This is a genomic window from Streptomyces dangxiongensis (assembly GCF_003675325.1).
Lineage (GTDB): Bacteria > Actinomycetota > Actinomycetes > Streptomycetales > Streptomycetaceae > Streptomyces > Streptomyces dangxiongensis.
In genome coordinates, this window is record NZ_CP033073.1 from 3,689,205 (window position 1) to 3,707,511 (window position 18,307).

At 73.9% G+C, this 18,307-nt stretch carries 15 protein-coding genes; 4 read left to right on the forward strand and 11 right to left on the reverse strand.

Annotated elements, in window-relative coordinates; all coding sequences use genetic code 11:
- Positions 1-54 precede the first annotated feature (54 nt).
- Both D9753_RS16425 and D9753_RS16430 read right to left on the reverse strand, forming a co-directional pair.
- Positions 55-765 carry a TIGR03943 family putative permease subunit gene (locus tag D9753_RS16425; protein WP_121787690.1) on the reverse strand — a complete coding sequence of 237 codons (711 nt, stop codon included), beginning with the start codon at positions 763-765 and terminating at the stop codon, positions 55-57.
- Entirely contained in the window at positions 762-1,781 is a 1,020-nt protein-coding gene (locus D9753_RS16430; RefSeq protein ID WP_121787691.1) for a permease, read from the reverse strand. Before D9753_RS16430 ends, D9753_RS16425 begins: the two co-directional genes overlap by 4 nt.
- 158 nt (positions 1,782-1,939) lie before the next feature.
- On the opposite strand from D9753_RS16430, the gene D9753_RS16435 reads away from it, so the two are divergent.
- Entirely contained in the window at positions 1,940-3,802 is a 1,863-nt protein-coding gene (locus D9753_RS16435) for an NAD-binding protein (RefSeq protein WP_121787692.1), read from the forward strand.
- A 255-nt stretch (positions 3,803-4,057) separates the two neighbouring features.
- On the opposite strand, the gene D9753_RS16440 is transcribed toward D9753_RS16435, so the two are convergent.
- Complete coding sequence (locus D9753_RS16440) at positions 4,058-5,863, reverse strand: S9 family peptidase (protein ID WP_121787693.1); 1,806 nt, start codon at positions 5,861-5,863, stop codon at positions 4,058-4,060.
- Between the two features lie 191 nt (positions 5,864-6,054).
- On the opposite strand from D9753_RS16440, the gene D9753_RS16445 reads away from it, so the two are divergent.
- Positions 6,055-6,843, forward strand: a complete 789-nt coding sequence (locus tag D9753_RS16445) for an SURF1 family protein (RefSeq protein WP_205614172.1) — start codon at positions 6,055-6,057, stop codon at positions 6,841-6,843.
- 144 nt (positions 6,844-6,987) lie between these two features.
- Here D9753_RS16445 and D9753_RS16450 read toward each other — a convergent pair whose 3' ends face one another.
- From D9753_RS16450 to D9753_RS16480, 7 genes are all read right to left on the reverse strand, one after another.
- Entirely contained in the window at positions 6,988-8,100 is a 1,113-nt protein-coding gene (locus D9753_RS16450; RefSeq protein WP_121787695.1) for a hypothetical protein, read from the reverse strand.
- Positions 8,101-8,243: 143 nt separating this feature from the next.
- Entirely contained in the window at positions 8,244-8,927 is a 684-nt protein-coding gene (locus D9753_RS16455) for a SigE family RNA polymerase sigma factor (RefSeq protein WP_121787696.1), read from the reverse strand.
- A gap of 326 nt (positions 8,928-9,253) precedes the next feature.
- Positions 9,254-10,321 carry an aspartate-semialdehyde dehydrogenase gene (locus D9753_RS16460; RefSeq protein ID WP_121787697.1) on the reverse strand — a complete coding sequence of 356 codons (1,068 nt, stop codon included), beginning with the start codon at positions 10,319-10,321 and terminating at the stop codon, positions 9,254-9,256.
- On the reverse strand, positions 10,321-11,592 hold the full coding sequence (locus D9753_RS16465; RefSeq protein WP_121787698.1) for an aspartate kinase: 1,272 nt from the start codon (positions 11,590-11,592) through the stop codon (positions 10,321-10,323). Before D9753_RS16465 ends, D9753_RS16460 begins: the two co-directional genes overlap by 1 nt.
- Positions 11,593-11,755: 163 nt before the next feature.
- Positions 11,756-12,418: a DUF5063 domain-containing protein gene (locus D9753_RS16470; RefSeq protein ID WP_121787699.1), complete on the reverse strand. Its 663-nt coding sequence runs from the start codon at positions 12,416-12,418 to the stop codon at positions 11,756-11,758.
- The gene (recR, locus tag D9753_RS16475) at positions 12,411-13,010 is read right to left on the reverse strand and encodes a recombination mediator RecR (protein WP_121787700.1); all 600 of its coding nucleotides are present in this window, start codon (positions 13,008-13,010) and stop codon (positions 12,411-12,413) included. Before recR ends, D9753_RS16470 begins: the two co-directional genes overlap by 8 nt.
- A gap of 73 nt (positions 13,011-13,083) precedes the next feature.
- Positions 13,084-13,425: a YbaB/EbfC family nucleoid-associated protein gene (locus D9753_RS16480; protein WP_121791102.1), complete on the reverse strand. Its 342-nt coding sequence runs from the start codon at positions 13,423-13,425 to the stop codon at positions 13,084-13,086.
- Between the two features lie 265 nt (positions 13,426-13,690).
- Between D9753_RS16480 and D9753_RS16485 the strand changes: the two genes are divergently transcribed.
- Positions 13,691-14,440 carry an SLATT domain-containing protein gene (locus D9753_RS16485; protein ID WP_121787701.1) on the forward strand — a complete coding sequence of 250 codons (750 nt, stop codon included), beginning with the start codon at positions 13,691-13,693 and terminating at the stop codon, positions 14,438-14,440.
- A gap of 73 nt (positions 14,441-14,513) precedes the next feature.
- On the opposite strand, the gene D9753_RS16490 is transcribed toward D9753_RS16485, so the two are convergent.
- Positions 14,514-16,589: a serine/threonine-protein kinase gene (locus D9753_RS16490; RefSeq protein WP_121787702.1), complete on the reverse strand. Its 2,076-nt coding sequence runs from the start codon at positions 16,587-16,589 to the stop codon at positions 14,514-14,516.
- Between the two features lie 268 nt (positions 16,590-16,857).
- Here D9753_RS16490 and D9753_RS16500 point away from each other — a divergent pair, with 268 nt between their 5' ends.
- Entirely contained in the window at positions 16,858-18,213 is a 1,356-nt protein-coding gene (locus D9753_RS16500) for an aspartate aminotransferase family protein (protein ID WP_121787703.1), read from the forward strand.
- The last annotated feature ends 94 nt before the right edge of the window (positions 18,214-18,307 follow it).

The following is an 18,307-nucleotide window of genomic DNA, read 5'->3' on the forward strand; positions in this document are numbered from 1 at the left end:
GCGGAGGGACACCTCGGACGCGGGGCCGGCCGGTGGGGGGGCGGCGGGGGCCGTTCAGGTGTTCCAGGTCTCGTCGTACGGGTCGTGCGGGGCCGGGACCGGCCGTGCCGCGGTGACGCGCAGGTACGGGACCGGGCCGCCGTTGACCGGGTCGTGGATCAGGCGGGGGGTGTACGTGCCCGTCACCTCCAGCCAGGCGTCCGGCCGCAGGACCGGCGGCAGGGCCCCGGTGAGGGCGATCTTCACCGGCTGGGCGTCCGCCGCGCAGCAGTTCAGGGCCATGCGGACCAGGTAGGGCCGGCCCGCGCTGTCCAGCGCGAGGAAGCCGGTGACGCGGACCGCGCGGCCGTGCAGCGAGCGGCCGTGACCGTAGGCCGCGCGGGAGGCGTAGTCCACCAAGGACAGCGGGACCGGATCGCCGGCGGGCAGCGGGCCGTAGGCGTACGACTTCTGCAGGGCCGTGCCGGAGCGCAGGGCGCTGTAGGAGCCGAGGGCCGGCGGGGCGATGAGGATCAGGGCGAGGAGCGGGAGCAGCAGCAGCCAGGCGACGCGGGGCTCGGGGTGCGCGTCGGCCCGGGTCCGCCGGTGGCGGCGGCGCTCGTACCAGGCCGTCGCCAGCGCCACCGCGATCAGCACCGCGCCCGAGGCCAGCAGCAGCGGGCGCAGGCCCGCCTTGACGTAGCGCAGATACAGGTCGGTGACGCCCGCGTGCAGCAGGGCCGCGCCGAGCAGGAACAGGACGGCCGCCTGGGCCTGGCGGTTCACAGCAGCACCGCCCCGGTCAGTACGGCGCCGATGACGGCCAGCGCGAAGGTGGCGGGGGCGAAGCGCAGGGCGAACGTACGGCCGAAGGTGCCGGCCTGCATCGCGAACAGCTTGAGGTCGATCATCGGGCCCACCACCAGGAACACCAGCTTGGCCGTCGGCGAGAACTGGGTGAGCGACGCCGCGACGAACGCGTCCGCCTCCGAGCAGATGGACAGCAGGACGGCCAGGACGGCCAGAGCGAGCACCGAGACCAGGGGGTTGCCCGCGGCCTCGCGCAGCCAGGTCGCCGGCACGGCCGCCTTCAGCGTGGCCGCGGCCGTCGCGCCGAGCACCAGGAACCCGCCGGCGTGCATGACGTCGTGCCGGACCGCACCCCAGAACGCCTCGCCCCGGGTGGCGCCCTCGTGCGTGCCGTGGGCCGGCGGGCGCAGCCAGTCCGTGCGGCCGAGCCGCTGCCAGAGCCAGCCCATCGCGCAGGCCACCAGCAGGCTCGCCGCGAACCGGGCGACGACCATCTCCGGGTGCCCGGGGAAGGCGATGGCCGTGGCGGTCAGCACGACCGGGTTGATCGCGGGCGCGGAGAGGAGGAAGGCGAGCGCGGCGGCGGGGGTCACGCCCCGGCGGACCAGGGCACCCGCCACCGGCACCGACGCGCACTCGCAGCCCGGCAGGACCGCGCCCGCGAGCCCCGCCACGGGGATCGCCAGGGCGGGACGGCGGGGCAGGGCGCGCGCGAAGAAGGACGCCGGGACGAACACCGCGATCGCCGCCGACAGCAGCACGCCGAGGACCAGGAACGGCAGCGCCTGGACGGTCACGGCCACGAACACCGTCATCCAGCTCTGCATCAGCGGGGTGCCGAGCAGGCCGCGGATCGGGGACTGGGCGAGGACGGCCCCCAGCAGGATCAGCGTCAGCAGCAGCGGGGAGCTGAGCCGCCGGCCCTCGTGGTCCGGCGGCGGCCCGGGACGGTCGACGTCCGCGCCGGGCGGGGCGTCTTCGGTGATGGCCACGGGTGTTCCCTCCGGCTGCTGCTCTGCCTCCCCCTCGGTACGCGCATCCCCGCACGGGTGTTCAGGGCATTGCTGGAACCACTCAACTCCTTGGGGCAGTCTTTCCCCTTGTGGCGAGCGTTCCGTATCAAGGGGGGCCGGGTCTCCCGGCGGCACACATGGTGGTGTGCGGTGACGACGGGCTCGCGCACCGGCTGGCCGCCGAGTTGCGCGGGGTCTACGGCGAGCAGGTCACCCTCGTGGTGCCGCCGAACGAACGCACCGTCCGGCCCCCGGTGGTCGGACGGGCCCGAGCCGCTTCGGCGGCCCTGTTCGACCGCATGGTCAGTGCCGCGGTGGGCTCCGTGGGCCGGACCGGCGGGGCGGGGCAGCCCGCCGGCCCCGCCGCCGGACACCGCCCGGACGCCGAGGGCGTGCTGGAGGCCTTCGAACTGACGGAGGCGGTGCTCGCGGAGGCCGGGGTGGCCCGCGCCACCGCCCTGGCCCTCGTGTACGACGACGACGAGACCAACATCCGTGCCGCGCTGACCGCCCGCCGGCTCAACCCGCGGCTGCGGCTCGTCCTGCGGCTCTACAACCGGCGGTTGGGCCAGCACGTCGAGGAACTCCTGGACCAGGCAGCCGCGTTGGCCGCCACCGGCGACGCGGACGGGAGGCTGGCGGGCGCGGGCGGCAGGAACGGCGGCCTGGAGGCCTCCACCACCGTGCTGTCCGACGCCGACACCGCCGCGCCCGCGCTGGCCGCCACCGCCGTCGCCGGCACCAGCAAGGTCGTCCAGGCCGAGGGTCTGCTGCTGCGGGCCGTGGAACGGCCGTTGTCCGCGGAGGGACCGGACGCCGACTCCGGGCTGTGCACCCTGGCCCTGCTGTCGGGCGGGGACCGGGCCGGTACCGACGGACCGGACGGCGGCGGCGAGCAGCAGCCCCGGCTGCTGCCCGACGACGAGGAGGTCCGGCAGGCCGCCGGCCGGCAGGCGGTGGTGCTGGAACAGGTGTCCGTCACGGGCGGCACGGACCCCGCCACGCCCGCCCGCGGCGTGACCGGCGTACCGCCGCTCGCCTCGCTGTTCTCCCGCCGGCTGCGCTGGTCCCTGGCCGGTCTGGTGGGATGCGTCGTGGCGCTCGCCGTCGCCCTGTGGCTGGTGACCGGCATCCATCCGCTGCGGGCTTTCTACGTCACCCTCCTCGACCTCTTCGCCATCGACGAGCCGGCCCTGCGCGCACCCCTGGGCCGGCAGCTCCTCCAACTCCTCTCCGCCTTCGTCGGGTTGCTGCTCCTACCGCTGCTGCTGGCCGCCGCGCTGGAGGCGTTCGGCACCTTCCGCACGGCCTCCACCCTGCGCAAGCCGCCCCGGGGTCTCGGCGGGCACGTGGTGCTGCTGGGGCTCGGCAAGATCGGCACCCGGGTGCTGACCCGGCTGCGGGAACTGAACGTCCCCGTGGTGTGCGTCGAGGCCGACCCGGAGGCACGGGGGCTCGCCACCGCGCGCCGGCTGCGGGTGCCGGTGGTGCTCGGCGACGTCACCCAGGAAGGCGTCCTGGAAGCCGCCAAGATCCACCGGGCGCAGGCGCTGCTCGCGGTGACCAGCGCGGACACCACCAACCTGGAGGCGGCGCTGTACGCGCGGACCGTACGGCCCGACCTGCGCGTCGTCCTGCGGCTGTACGACGACGACTTCGCCACCGCGGTGTACCGCACCCTGCGGGCCGCCTACCCGCAGGCGCTGACCCGGAGCCGGAGCGTCACCCACCTGGCCGCACCCGCGTTCGCGGGGGCGATGCTCGGACGGCAGGTGCTCGGGGCCGTCGCCGTGGAGCGCAGGGTGCTGCTGTTCGCCGCCGTCGACGTGGACGGGCATCCCCAGTTGGAGGGGCGGACTGTGCGGGAGGCGTTCCGGGCCGGGTCCTGGCGGGTGCTGGCGCTGCTGGGGCGGGCCGGCACGCCGTCCGGGCATGTGCTGGAGAAGGGGGACCGGGTGGTGGTCGCCGCCACCCGCCGGGGACTCGCGGAACTACGGTGAGCCCCCGCCGGCGGGCCGGGCGGCGCGGCCTGCGCTCACCCGTCCCCGGCTCCCCGGCCCCGTTCCTGTCCTCGGCCCCGACCCCGGCCCCGGCCCCGGCTCCCCGGCCTTCGTCCGACCCGGACGTCGGCCCGGGCACCGGCCTTCGTCCGCCCGGCCTTCGGCCCCAATCCCTCGTCCCCGGCCTTCGCTCCCGCACCCGGCCCGGCCGCCCACCCGGCCGAGCGGCGGGCAGTCGGGTGGGCGGAAGGTGCGTTACGGCGTCAGGTGCCGCTGCGCGAAGTCCAGTTCCAGCCGCACCTGCTTGATCCGCTCCTCCACCACCAGGGAGCCGTGCCCCGCGTCGTACCGGTACACCTCGTGGGCCGCGCCGCGCGTCTCCAGTCGCTTGACGTAGTTGTCGATCTGGCGGATCGGGCAGCGTGGGTCGTTGACGCCCGCCGAGATGTAGACCGGGGCCTTGACCTGGTCGACGTAGGTCAGCGGGGAGGACGCCTCGAAGCGGTCCGGGACCTCCTCCGGGGTGCCGCCCAGCAGGGTGCGGTCCATCGCCTTCAGGGCCTCCATCTCGTCGTGGTACGCGGTGACGTAGTCCGCGACCGGCACCACCGCGATGCCCACCGCCCAGGCGTCGGGCTGGGTGCCGAGGCCGAGCAGGGTGAGATAGCCGCCCCAGGAGGCGCCGGTGAGGACGAGGCGGGCCGGGTCGGCGAGGCCGGAGGAGACCGCCCACTCGCGCACCGCCGCCACGTCCTCCAGCTCGATCAGGCCGACCCGGTGCTTGAGGGCGTCGGTCCACGCGCGGCCGTAGCCGGTGGAGCCGCGGTAGTTGACCCGGACGACCGCGTAGCCGTGGTCGACCCAGGCGGCCGGGCCCGCCGCGAAGGAGTCGCTGTCGTGCCAGGTCGGGCCGCCGTGCAGGTCGAAGACCGTGGGCAGCGGGCCCGTGGCGCCGGCCGGCTTCTGGATCAGGGCGTGGATGCGGCCGCCCGGGCCCTCCACCCACGCGTCCTCCACGGTCACCGACGGCGGGCACGCCATGCCCGGCGGGTCCAGCACGACCCCGCCGGCCGTGGACCGCACCACCGGCGGCTCGGCGGCCGAGGACCACAGGTACTCCACGCTGCCGTCGGGGCGGGCCGTCGCGCCGGAGACCGTGCCGGGCGGGGTGGGGATGCGGGTCAGCCCGCGGGACGCCAGGTCGTACCGGAACAGCTCGCTGCGGGCCTCGAAGCCGTGCGCGACGAGCAGGGCCGAGCCGTCCGGGTACCACTCGGCGCTGACGTCGCCGGGCAGGTCCAGGGCCAGGTCCGTCTCCTCGCCCGTCGCCACGTCCCAGACGAGCGGCTCCCAGCGGCCCCGGCGCTGGTGCCCGACGAGCAGCCGGGTGTCGCCGTCGACCGGGGCGAAGCCCAGGACCTCCAGGCCCAGTTCCTCGGTGCCGCCCCGGGTGTCGTCCAGCTCGGCGACCGTCGTGCCGTCCGGGCGCAGGACGCGCAGCGCCGCGTGCATGGCGTCGCCGTGCTCGGTGTGCTCGACGGCGATGAGGGAGCCGTCGCGGGAGAGGTCGCCGACGCCCGCCGACTCGCGGTGCCGGTAGATCTCGACCGGTTCCCCGCCCTCACGGGCCAGGTGGACCGTCGTGCCGTCCTCGTCCGTGGAGCGGCCGACGACCGCCGTGCGGCCGTCCCGGGACAGGGCCAGGCCGGCCGGGTAGGAAGGGTCGAGACCGGGCACGGCCGGTTCGTCGGGGCCGCCCGTGAAGGGCTGGCGGCGCCAGATCCCGAACTCGTCGCCGTCCTTGTCGTCGAACCACCAGATCCACGTGCCGTCCGGGGAGAGGACGCCGTCCGTCGTGCCGTTCGGCCGGTCCGTCGCCTGCCGCTGCCCGCCCGTCGCGCGGTCCCACGCGTACAGCTCGTACGTCCCCGTCGCGTTCGACACGAACAGGGAGCGGTCCGGCGCGTCCTCCGCCCAGTCGGGCAGCGACACGCGCGGTGCCCGGAACCGCTTCTCCCAGTCCGGCATGTCCGTCGTGTCCGGCGTCCTGCTCTCACTCATCGCCCCAGTCATGCGCCCATACTGCCTGGTCGCGACGACATGTGGGCGCCGGGTGCACCCAGCCTGTGGACAACTTCCGGCCGTGGACGTCCCGGCGCCTCCGCGACCGCCCCGGGGGCCGGAGCGCCCGGACGCGGACATGAGGCGACCCGCGGCCGAGGCACCGGGGCGGGCGCCGTACCGTGGAGGGCGTGTACCGGTTTCTGCTGACACCCCGCTGGTGGGGCATCAACGTCTTCGTGCTGCTCGCCATCCCGTTCTGCGTCTTCATGGGGTCGTGGCAGCTGGGCCGGTTCGAGGACCGGGTCCAGGACCACCGTGCGGTGACCGAGCAGGTCGCGTCCGGCCGACATGAGGCCGCGCGTCCGCTGGCCGCGATGCTGCCCGTCGACAAGAGCACGGCGGGACGGCGGGTCGGCGCGAGCGGGCGGTACGGCAAGCAGTTGCTGGTGCCGGGGCGGGAGCTGGACGGCAGGAGCGGTTTCTATGTCCTCACCCTGCTGCGGACCGGCTCCGGCAAGGCGCTGCCCGTGGTGCGGGGGTGGCTGCCGGGTACGGCGGACCCCGCGAAGGCGCCAGCGCCGCCCCGGGGCGAGGTGACCGTCACCGGGGCGTTGCAGGCGTCCGAGACGCCCGGGAGCAACGGGGTCGGCGCGCAGGGCGGGCTGCCGGCGGGGCAGACCGGGATGATCAGCTCTGCGGCTCTGGTGAACCTGGTGCCGTACCGGCTGTACGACGCGTGGGTCACGCTGGACCGCGGTGACGCGGGGATGAAGGCGGTGCCCGCGAGCGCGCCGGACGGTACGGGGCTGGACCTGAAGGCGTTCCAGAACCTCGGTTACACCGGGGAGTGGTTCGTCTTCGCGGGGTTCGTGGTGTTCATGTGGTTCCGGTTGCTGCGGCGCGAGGTGGAGGCCCAGCGGGACGCCGAGCTGGGCCTGGTGACCGAGGAACACCCGGCACCGGTGACCAGCGGCTGACGGACACCGGGACGGGTGCCCGGCAGCAGCAGGTGCCGGGCCGGAGCGGCTGACCGACGCCGGGACGGGTGCCGGGCAGGGGCGGGAACGCCCGCCGCCCGTGCTCGGGGTGCCGTCGTGGCCGGCCGTTCCGCCCGCCGCGCGTCACGCCCCGGCCAGCACCCCGGTGTAGTAGACCGTCCCTGCGCACGCCCCGGACACCGTCGCCGTGGCCGTCGGGGAACCCGGTGCCGCCGTGTGGGTCACCAGGATGCTGCCCTCGGCCGTGCCGTCCTCGGTGACGAGCTGGGGGGTGGTGCCCACCGAGGTGCCGGGGTCGGTCGTCCCGCCGGCGGCGCCCGCGTCCTGGGTCGGCGTCGGATCCGGCGTGGGCTCGCCCGTGTCGGTGCCGCCGGTGCCGCTGTCGCCGCCGGTGGTGGGGCAGGTCTCCGAGGGCACGAAGGCGAACTTCTCCTCGTACGCCGCGCCGGGCTGGAGGATCAGCCCGGAGACCTCCAGGGACGGGTCGGGCAGGGCGGCCGCCGCGTCCCCGGCCACATGCCGGGCGGAGGTGGTCTTGGCCGGGTCGGCGGCGCCCTGCGCCAGGGACGTGACGGTGCCCGGACCGCCGAGCGTGCAGGCGGTGCCGGAGACGTTGGTGACGCGGAAGACGCCGTAGACGACCCCCGTCGTGTCGGGCGCGTCGGCGGTGCCGGTGGCGGAGCCCAGTTGGGCCGCCGTACACAGGGCAACGCCCGGGGTGGCGGTGGCCGGGGGGTTGACGCCGCCGGTGGAACCGCCGCCGGTGCGTGGGCCCTTGGTCTTCTCGCCGTGCTTGCCGGGCGCCTTGCCGGGCTCGGCCGTCGCGCCGCCGGCTTCCTTCCTGCCGCCCTTGTCGCCGCCCTTGTCCTTGCTCCGGCCGGTGCCGCCCTGCGCCTGCGAGGACTGGCCGGCCATGGCGGTGTTGGGATCGGAGCCGCCGGCGTACGAGACGTGGACGAGGGCGGGGATCGCGGTGCCGATGAACAGGGCCGCCGCGGCCACGCCGACCACGGCCTGCCGCTTGCGGGCGCGCCGCGCGGGCACGGCCCGGCGCAGGTGGTCCAGGGTGCCGGTGCTCGGTTCGATGTCGTCGACCGCCGAGTGCAGCAGCCGGCGCAGGGCCAGTTCGTCGGAGCCCGGCGCGTCCGGTCCTTCGGGTCCGTCGGGTCCGTCGGCGGGCCCGTCGGGACGGGGGCCGGACCCCTCGGGGCCCTTGTCTTCGGGGCCGTGGTTCACAGTTCCGTTCCCAGCGTGCGATGGCGTGTGCTGTTGCCCGTGCCGTTGTGTCGGCTCGTGCCAGGCGTAGGGCTCGTGACGTTCATGGGAGTGACGTTCGTGGGAGTGACCGTCATGCGGTTCGCCCCCTTCGGCGTGGTCGGTCATGCCGATGCCTCCATGGCCACCCGCAGCGCGGCGACGCCCCGCGAGCCATAGGCCTTGACCGAGCCCAGGGATATGCCGAGGGTCTCGGCGACCTGGACCTCGGTCATGTCCGCGAAGTAGCGCAGCACGAGCACCTCGCGCTGGCGGCGCTGGAGCCCCTTCATCGCCTTGATGAGGTCACGGCGCTCCAGTTGGTCGAAGGCGCCCTCCTCCGCGCTCGCCATGTCGGGCATCGGCTTGGAGAGCAGCTTCAGGCCGAGGATGCGCCGGCGCAGTGTGGACCGGGAGAGGTTGACGACCGTCTGGCGCAGGTAGGCCAGGGTCTTCTCGGGGTCGCGGACGCGTTTGCGGGCGGAGTGGACGCGGATGAAGGCCTCCTGGACGACGTCCTCGCAGGAGGCGGTGTCGTCGAGGAGGAGAGCGGCGAGGCCGAGCAGGGAGCGGTAGTGCGCCCGGTAGGTCTCGGTGAGGTGATCGACGGTCGTGCCGGCGGCCACGGTCGCCGGGGCGGTCCCGGTCTCCTCGGCGCCGTCACGCTGACTGGGTATGCGGGCCGGCCGCGCTGCGGGCATGGGCGCGATCACCGGCATGCCGCCGGGCGTGCGGGGCCTGAGCGCCGCACGGGGCGGCCGCAGGGCCGTGCCGGTGCGGGCCACACTGAGTTCGAGTACCTCTGCCACGCCAGTTGGACACGCTCCCCCCCTCGGAGGTTGTACGTGCCGGGCGTCACATGTGCGACAACCGACGGTGCCTCAAGTGCCGTCATGCGACCCGCTCTTCCCTTATGTCCCATATGAACGGGCGTCCCCACGCCCCGACCACGGCGTCCCCACGCCAGGATCATCACGCCCCCAGGTCCCGCAAGGGTGACCGCAAAGACGCTCCCCGCCCTCCGTACGGTTGCGGGGAGCGGGGAGGCAAATCCTCTGTCGCGAGGAGAGACCGGTTCAGGTGGTCAAGACCATGTACCCGGCCACACTTCGCACACAGATCCTACGCAGCGGGGCTAACCGCGGCCGGGCGGCTCCGCCGCGATCAGCTCCGCGATCTGCACCGCGTTGAGCGCGGAGCCCTTGCGCAGGTTGTCGCCGCACACGAAGAGTTCGAGCGCGGTCGGGTCGTCCAGGGCCCGCCGGACCCGGCCCACCCAGGTCGGATCCGTGCCCACCACGTCGGCGGGCGTGGGGAACTCGCCGGCCTCCGGGTCGTCGCAGAGCACGACACCGGGCGCGGTGGCGAGGATCTCGCGGGCACCGTCGACGCCGACCTCGCGCTGGAAGCGGGCGTGGACGGTCAGCGAGTGCGTGGTGACCACCGGCACTCGCACACAGGTCACGGCGACCGGCAGCCGCGGCAGTCCGAGGATCTTGCGGGACTCGTCGCGGATCTCCATCTCCTCCGACGACCAGCCGTCCTCCCGCAGCGATCCGGCCCACGGGACGACGTTGAGCGCGACCGGCTCCGGGAACGGCCCGGTGCCGTCCCCGACGGCCCGCCGTACGTCCCCCGGCTTGGTGCCCAGTTCGGTGCCGGCCACCAGGGAAAGCTGGGCCCGCAGCGTCTCCACCCCGGCCCGCCCGGCCCCGCTCACCGCCTGGTACGACGACACCACCAGCTCGCGCAGCCCGAACTCGGCGTGCAGCGCGCCCAGGGCGACGATCATCGTCAGGGTCGTACAACCGGGGCCGGCGACGATCCCGCGCGGACGGGACCGCACGGTGTGCGGGTTGACCTCGGGTACGGCCAGGGGCACGTCCGGGTCCATGCGGAAGGCGCCGGAGTTGTCGACGACGACCGCACCACGCGCGGCGGCGACCGGTGCCCACACGGCGGCGACCTCGTCGGGGACGTCGAACAGCGCGACGCCGACCCCGTCGAAGGCGTCCTCCGACAGGGCCGTCACCTCGGTCTCCGTTCCGCGCACGGCCAGCTTGCGGCCGGCCGAGCGCGGGGAGGCGATCAGTCGGATCTCACCCCAGATGTCCGCCCGCTGGGACAGGATCTGGAGCATGACCGTGCCGACGGCCCCGGTCGCTCCCACGACCGCGAGCGTCGGCTTGCCGGTCAGCGCCATCAGCGGCCGGTGCCTCCGTAGACGACGGCCTCGTCGGTGTCGGAGTCGAGCCCGAAGGCGGTGTGCACGGCGCGGACGGCCTCCGCCACGTCGTCGGCGCGGGTGACGACCGAGATGCGGATCTCGGAGGTCGAGATCAGCTCGATGTTCACACCGGCGTTGCTCAGCGCCTCGAAGAAGGAGGCGGTGACACCCGGGTTGGTCTTCATGCCGGCGCCGACCAGGGAGATCTTGCCGATCTGGTCGTCGTAGCGCAGCGAGTCGAAACCGATGCCGGAGCGGTTGCGCTCCAGCGCGTCGATGGCCTTGCGGCCCTCTGTCTTCGGCAGCGTGAAGGAGATGTCCGTCAGGCCCGTGGAGGCGGCGGACACGTTCTGCACGACCATGTCGAGGTTGATGGCGGCGTCGGCGATGGTCCGGAAGATGGCGGCGGCCTCACCCGGCTTGTCCGGCACACCGACGACCGTGATCTTGGCCTCGGAGGTGTCGTGCGCGACACCGGAGATGATGGCCTGCTCCACCTGCTTGTCCCCAATCGGCTCACTGCTGACCCACGTGCCCTGGAGTCCGCTGAAGCTGGACCGGACGTGGATCGGGATGTTGTAGCGGCGGGCGTACTCCACACAGCGGTGGAGCAGCACCTTGGAGCCGGAGGCCGCCAGCTCCAGCATGTCCTCGAAGGAGATCCAGTCGATCTTCTTCGCCTTCTTCACGACGCGCGGGTCGGCGGTGAACACGCCGTCGACGTCGGTGTAGATCTCGCAGACCTCGGCGTCGAGCGCGGCGGCGAGCGCCACGGCCGTCGTGTCGGACCCACCGCGGCCCAGCGTGGTGATGTCCTTCTTGTCCTGGCTCACGCCCTGGAAACCGGCGACGATCGCGATGTTGCCCTCGTCCAGCGCGGTGCGGATCCGGCCCGGGGTGACGTCGATGATCCGGGCCTTGTTGTGGACCGAGTCGGTGATGACACCCGCCTGGCTGCCGGTGAAGGACTGCGCCTCGTGGCCCAGGTTTTTGATCGCCATCGCCAGCAGGGCCATGGAGATCCGCTCTCCGGCGGTCAGCAGCATGTCGAACTCCCGGCCGGCAGGCATCGGAGACACCTGCTCGGCGAGATCGATCAGCTCGTCCGTCGTGTCGCCCATCGCGGAAACGACGACGACAACCTGGTTGCCGTTCTTCTTCGCTTCCACGATCCGCTTGGCGACGCGCTTGATGCCCTCGGCATCGGCTACGGAGGAGCCTCCGTACTTCTGCACGACAAGGCCCACGTGCGCTCCTCGCTCGGTTCGTTTGTGTCGGCTCAGTTTACCGAGCGTCCGTATCCCACCACCGTTCTCCCGCATGGTGAGACGCCGGACGCCCGCCACCGCACCTGCCCGGCGTGCCGCCCGGCACTCGGAACGTGCCCGGGCTCACAGCCGCGCCGGACGGCTACGTCGTCGGACGCATGCCCAGCGGATCGCCGATCTCCTGGGCCATCACCCGGCCCGCCTCGAACTCCAGCGTCTCGTCGCCGAGGTTCGCCTGGTCGGTGTCGAGGCCGTCCAGCTCCTCCAGGGGCTGGTTCAGGCGGACGTGGATCAGGACGGACTGGAGGGCGCGCAGCACCGCGGAGGCCATCGGTCCCCAGTTGGAGAAGTACGAGAACTGCCACCACCACAGCGCCTCGGTGGTGCGCCCCGCGCGGTAGTGGACCATCCCGTGCCGCAGGTCGGTGATGATGTCCGCGAGGTCGTCGGAGATCCGGCCGGGCACCGGCGCCTTGCGGGGCTCGTACGGGTCGAAGACCTCGGAGTAGACGTCGACGGGGTCCAGGAGGCGGGCGAAGTTCTCGCGGATGCCGTCCACGTCCGGTTCGGGCCCCGGGTCGGGCTCGTAGCGGTCGTCGGGGACGATGTCCTCGTGGGCGCCCAGCCGGCCGCCGGCCAGCAGGAGCTGGGAGACCTCAAGGAGGAGGAAGGGCACCGTCGAGCCGGGTTCGTCGCCCTTCGCCACCTCCGTGACGGCCACCAGGAAGCTCTCGACCTGGTCCGCGATCTGGACCACGAAGTCGTCCGGGTTCTGCGCCGAGGCGTGCAGTGTGGCGTCAGACATCTAGGAGTCGTCTCCCCTCGAAGGCGCGGCCGAGGGTCACCTCGTCCGCGTATTCCAGGTCGCCACCCACCGGGAGGCCGCTGGCCAGGCCGGTGACCTTCAGGCCCATGGGCTTGATCATGCGGGCAAGGTACGTCGCCGTGGCCTCGCCCTCCAGATTGGGGTCCGTGGCAAGGATCAGTTCCGTGACCGTCCCGTCGGCCAACCGCGCGAGAAGTTCTCGTATACGCAGGTCATCGGGACCGACACCCTCGATCGGGCTGATCGCGCCCCCGAGCACGTGGTAGCGGCCCCGGAACTCGCGGGTGCGCTCGATCGCGACGACGTCCTTCGGCTCCTCCACCACACAGATGACGGAGAGGTCGCGACGCGCGTCACGGCAGATGTTGCACAGCTCCTCCTGCGCCACGTTGCCGCACGTCGCGCAGAAGCGGACCTTCGCCTTCACTTCCAGGAGCGTCTGCGCGAGCCGCTTCACGTCGGCCGGCTCCGCCTGGAGGATGTGGAAGGCGATCCGCTGCGCGCTCTTGGGACCGACGCCGGGCAGCCGCCCCAGTTCGTCGATGAGGTCCTGGACCACGCCTTCGTACAACGGACTGCCTTTCCTGGAGACCTTTCGGTACGTACGGTAGTCGGCACCCGCCTTCGCGCGGAAGGCGGCGGGGTCAGAACGGCAGGCCCGGGATGCCGCTGCCGCCGCCCAGCCCCTGCGCCAGCGGGCCGAGCTTCTGCTGCTGGAGCGACTGCGCGTTCTCGTTGGCCGCCTGTACGGCCGCCACGACCAGGTCGGCGAGGGTCTCGGTGTCCTCCGGGTCCACCGCCTTCGGGTCGATCCGCAGCGCGCGCAGCTCCCCGGAACCGGTCACGGTGGCCCGCACCAGACCGCCACCGGCCTGCCCGTCGACCTCCGTGTTCGCGAGTTCCTCCTGCGCCTGCTGGAGGTCCTGCTGCATCTTCTGGGCCTGCTGGAGCAACTGCTGCATGTTGGGCTGGCCACCGGGGATCACGATCAGCTCCTCGCCGTCTTCTCCGACGTCCTTCTCGACGTCTTCTTTCTCCGTCGTGACTGAGCCTACGTGGTCCACGCGACCATCGCCCCGCCACTCTTTCGAGTGAGAACTACGGGAGTCCTCTACCTGATCAAGACGCACTTCCGGGCGGAAAAGCCGGGGAAGCCCCCTCCCCGCCACCCGTCGGACGATAGGAAGGTGGCCGCGCGTCGGCAGGGCATGTCACGCTATGTGACCGGTCGTGATCAGTTGGGAGTGCCGGGTGGGTCAGCCGGAGATGCAGCCCGAGGGTCCGCCTCAGGACGGGCGGGGCGAGGGCGCGGCCGGGCTGCGGCCGGGCGACCTGACCGGGCGGGCCTTCCCGCTCGGGGACTGGGCGGAACCCGCCGAACGGCTGGACGAGCTGTACCGGTGGGTGGAGGGCCGGGCGCTGGAGACGGCCGCGTGGTACCTGCGGGACCGGGTCCGCAAGCGGCGCGGGGCGCGGGTGCTGCGGACGGGCACGGCGGCCGGGGCCGTGGTGGGGGCGGCGCTGCCCCTGCTCGACCTCACCGGGGTGGCCGGCGGGATCGCCCCCTGGGGCTGTCTGGCCCTGCTGCTCGCGGCCTCCTGCGCCGGGGTCGACCGGTTCTTCGGGGTCACGTCGGGCTGGATGAGGGACGTGGCGACCGCGCAGGCGGTGCAGCGGCGGCTCCAGTCGCTCCAGTTCGACTGGGCGTCGGAGTCCGTGCGGGAGGTGCTGGGACCGGCGGAGGGGACGGCGAGCGAGGCGGCCGAGCGGTGCCTGTCGGTGCTGCGGCGGTTCTCCGAGGACGTCACCGAGCTGGTGCGCACGGAGACGACCGACTGGATGGTGGAGTTCCGCACGGGTTCGGTACCGCTGGGGATCCAGACGGCGGTGACGTCGGTGCCGCGGCAGGAGACCGGGGGTCCCGGCGGCCGTTTCCCCCTGCCGCCGGCGAACGGCAGCCGGCCCAACATGCCCAGACAGCGCCCACCCGAGCCGCGCTAGGCACCCCGCTCCCGAGGCGCACCGCGCCGGGCATCACGCCCTCTCACCGCCCCGGCCGCGGAGCCCGCCCCGGTCACTCCTTGCCGTACGTCAGGCTTTCCCCGCCGTTCGCCTTGGACCGCTCCAGGCGTCCGTCCGGCAGCAGGGTGACCTCGGTGGCCTCGCCGGGCGAGCAGGAGGAGGCGGGCGCACCGCTGGTGACGGTGGAGGGCCCGATCTCCAGCGGCCCGCCGGCACCGGGCTCCGCGGCGAGCGTGCCCTCGAAGACGCAGTGGTACGTCCCGCCGCCGTCGGTGGGTCCGTCCGCGACCAGCGACAGCACGGCGTCGCCCACCGCGCCCTGCCGGATGGTGAGTTCGCGGGTGTGGGAGCCGTCGGCGTTGCCGATGGTCGTCCGCCAGGAGCCCAGGTAGGCGTCCGGGACCGCCCCCGCCGTGGAGGTGGACGCCGAGGGCGCCGAGGTGGCCGGCGTGGGGGCCCCTGAGGTGGCCGGGGGCGCGGACGTGACGGTGGGGACGGGGCCGGCCGTGCCCCCCTTGCCGTCGGTACCGCTGCCGTTCTTCATCAGCGCGTACACCGTGCCGCCCGCGCCCAGCGCGACGACCAGGGCGACCACGACGAGCAGCGCGGTGGACCGCCCGCTGCGCCGCTCCGTCTCCCCCGGCACCCCGACGGCCGTCGGCCCGTACGGCGGGGTGTGGCCGAGCCCGTCGGCGTACGGGTTGTACGGCTGGGGCGCCCCGCCCCAGGCCCCGGCGCCGGACTGGTGCGGGTACCCGTAGGCGGCGGGCCCGGGGTGCCGCTGCGGGGGCTGCTGGGAGCGCTGCTGCGGATACTGCGGCGGGTACTGCTGGGGGTGCTCCTGCCGGCGGTGCTGCTGCGGGGGGTGCGCGGGCCCGTACGCGCCGGGTACGGGCCCGAAGCCGGGCGGCGCCGGCGGCGTGCCGGGCGGTGGCTTCGGGGCGGAGACGGCGGTGGGCAGATGTCCGGCACCCCCGCCGGGCACCGGTCCACCGGGCGGTACCGGCACGCCGTCGGACACGGCGGCGTGCTCGGGCGACGCACCGGCACCCACGGAGGGCGCCCGGCCACCGTCGGCACGCCCGTCGGGTGCCCCCGCTGCCCGCGGGGGCGGCGCCAGGGGGAAACCGTCCGCCGCCGTTCCCGGACCCGTGCCCACGCCACCCGCACCCGCGTCGGACGACGAGGGTCCCGGGCCGCCTTCCGGGCTCTCCACCTCCAGCAGCCGCACGGCGTGCCGTCCTAGCTGCGCGACCAGCGAACCGGGCAGCCAGGGGTCCCGGGACCGTCCGTCGGCCACCGTGTCGTGAGCCCCGGTCCGCTCCAGGATCGCGTCCAGCGAGGGCCGGGCCCCCGGGTCCTTGCGCAGGCAGTCCCGGACCAGGTCGGCGATCCCCTCCGGCACGCCTGTCAGGTCCGGCTCCTCCTGGGCGATCCGGAACATCAGCGCGTGCACCCCGCTGTCGGCGCTCCCGAAGGGCAGCGCCCCGGTCGCCGCGTAGGCCAGCACGGACCCGAGGCAGAACACGTCGCACGCCGGCGTGATCCGGTCCCCGCGCACCTGCTCGGGCGCCATGAACCCGGGCGACCCGACGAGCGACCCGGTCCGGGTCAGCCCCTCCCCGGCGGCGGTGGCCGTCTCCAGGGCCCGCGCGATGCCGAAGTCGATCACGCGCGGTCCGTCGATGGTCACGAGCACGTTCGACGGCTTCAGGTCCCGGTGCACGATCCCCGCCGCGTGGATGTCCTTCAGCGCGTGCGCGAGCCCCGCCGCCAGGATGCGCACCGACCGCTCGGGCAGCGCCCCGTGGTCGTGCCCGACGACCTGCTGGAGGCTCGGCCCGGCCACGTACCCGGTCGCCACCCACGGCACGGGCGCCTCGGTGTCCGCGTCCAGCACGGGCGCGGTCCAGTACCCGCCTACCCGCCGCGCAGCCCGCACCTCCTGGCGGAACCGTGCCCGGAACTCCTCCTGCTCGGCCAGTTCGGCACGGACGAGTTTCACGGCGACGGTGCGTCCCCGCTCCGACCGGGCCAGATACACGTGCCCCATGCCGCCCGCGCCGAGCCGCGCCAGCAGCCGGTAGGACCCGATCCCCTGGGGGTCCCCCGGTCCCAGCTTCTCCATCCCCGCGCCGCCCTTCCCCCCATAGGTCGCAACAGCCCGAGAATAGTGCGGAGGGTGCGGCGGCGGGCGCGGGCCGCTGTCTACGGTTGCGTAACAGGCTCGTCCGGGCCGTCCGGGCCGTCCGGGCCGTCCGGGCCGTCCGGGCCGTCCGGGCCGTCCGCGGCCCCGCCACCGGCCCGGCCTGTCGACAACCTGTCGCGAATTGCCCTTGTCCACGGAACAGGACGCCGATACCCCTTCCGCATCGCGGACATTTACCCTCGGCCGCATGACCCCTCAGCCCCGCCCCGACGCCGGCGCCGCAGTGAAGGCCGCGGACCGCGCGCACGTCTTCCACTCCTGGTCCGCCCAGGACCTCATCGACCCGCTCGCCGTCGCCGGCGCCGAGGGGTCGTACTTCTGGGACTACGACGGCACGCGCTACCTGGACTTCACCAGCGGACTCGTCTTCACCAACATCGGCTACCAGCACCCGGAGGTCGTCGCGGCGATCCAGGAGCAGGCCGCGAGGATGACGACCTTCGCGCCCGCGTTCGCCGTCGAGGCCCGCTCGGAGGCGGCCCGGCTGATCGCCGAGCGGACCCCCGGCGACCTGGACAGGATCTTCTTCACCAACGGCGGCGCGGACGCCGTCGAGCACGCGGTGCGCATGGCCCGGCTGCACACGGGCCGCCCGAAGGTGCTCTCCGCCTACCGCTCGTACCACGGTGGCACCCAGCAGGCCGTCAACCTCACCGGCGACCCGCGCCGCTGGGCCTCCGACAGCGGCAGCGCCGGTGTCGTCCACTTCTGGGCGCCGTTCCTCTACCGCTCCCGCTTCTACGCCGAGAGCGAGGAGCAGGAGTGCGCGCGGGCGCTGGAGCACCTGGAGACGACCATTCGCTTCGAGGGGCCCGCCTCCATCGCCGCGATCGTCCTGGAGAGCGTCCCCGGCACCGCCGGGATCATGGTCCCGCCGCCCGGCTATCTGGCCGGGGTCCGCGAGCTGTGCGACACGTACGGGATCGTCTTCGTCCTGGACGAGGTCATGTCCGGGTTCGGCCGGACCGGCGAGTGGTTCGGGGCCGACCTGGCCGGTGTCGTACCCGAGCTCATGACCTTCGCCAAGGGGGTGAACTCGGGTTACGTCCCGCTCGGCGGTGTGGCCATCTCGCAGCGGATCGCCGAGACCTTCGGCAAGCGCCCCTACCCCGGCGGCCTCACCTACTCCGGTCACCCGCTGGCCTGCGCCGCCGCCGTCGCCACGATCGGCGTGATGGCGCGCGAGGGCGTGGTCGAGAACGCGCGGCACCTCGGCGGGACGGTCGTCGGCCCCGCCCTCGCCGCGCTGGCGGCCCGGCACCCGAGCGTCGGCGAGGTGCGCGGCGTCGGCATGTTCTGGGCGCTGGAGCTGGTGCGGAACCGGGAGACCCGCGAGCCGCTGGTGCCGTACAACGCGACCGGCGAGGCCAACGCCCCGATGGCCGCGTTCGCAGCCGCCGCCAAGCGGCACGGCCTGTGGCCGTTCGTGAACATGAACCGCACGCATGTCGTGCCGCCCTGCAACGTGACCGAGGCCGAGCTGAAGGAGGGCCTGGCCGCGCTCGACGCCGCGCTGAGCGTGGCCGACGAGTACACGGTGTGACGCCGGGCCGCCGTGCCGCCGTGAACGGGGGGTGACGGCACCGAGGCTGCCGCCGGGCGGGTCCGAACGCGTAAGGTGACGTGCTCGTAAGTGA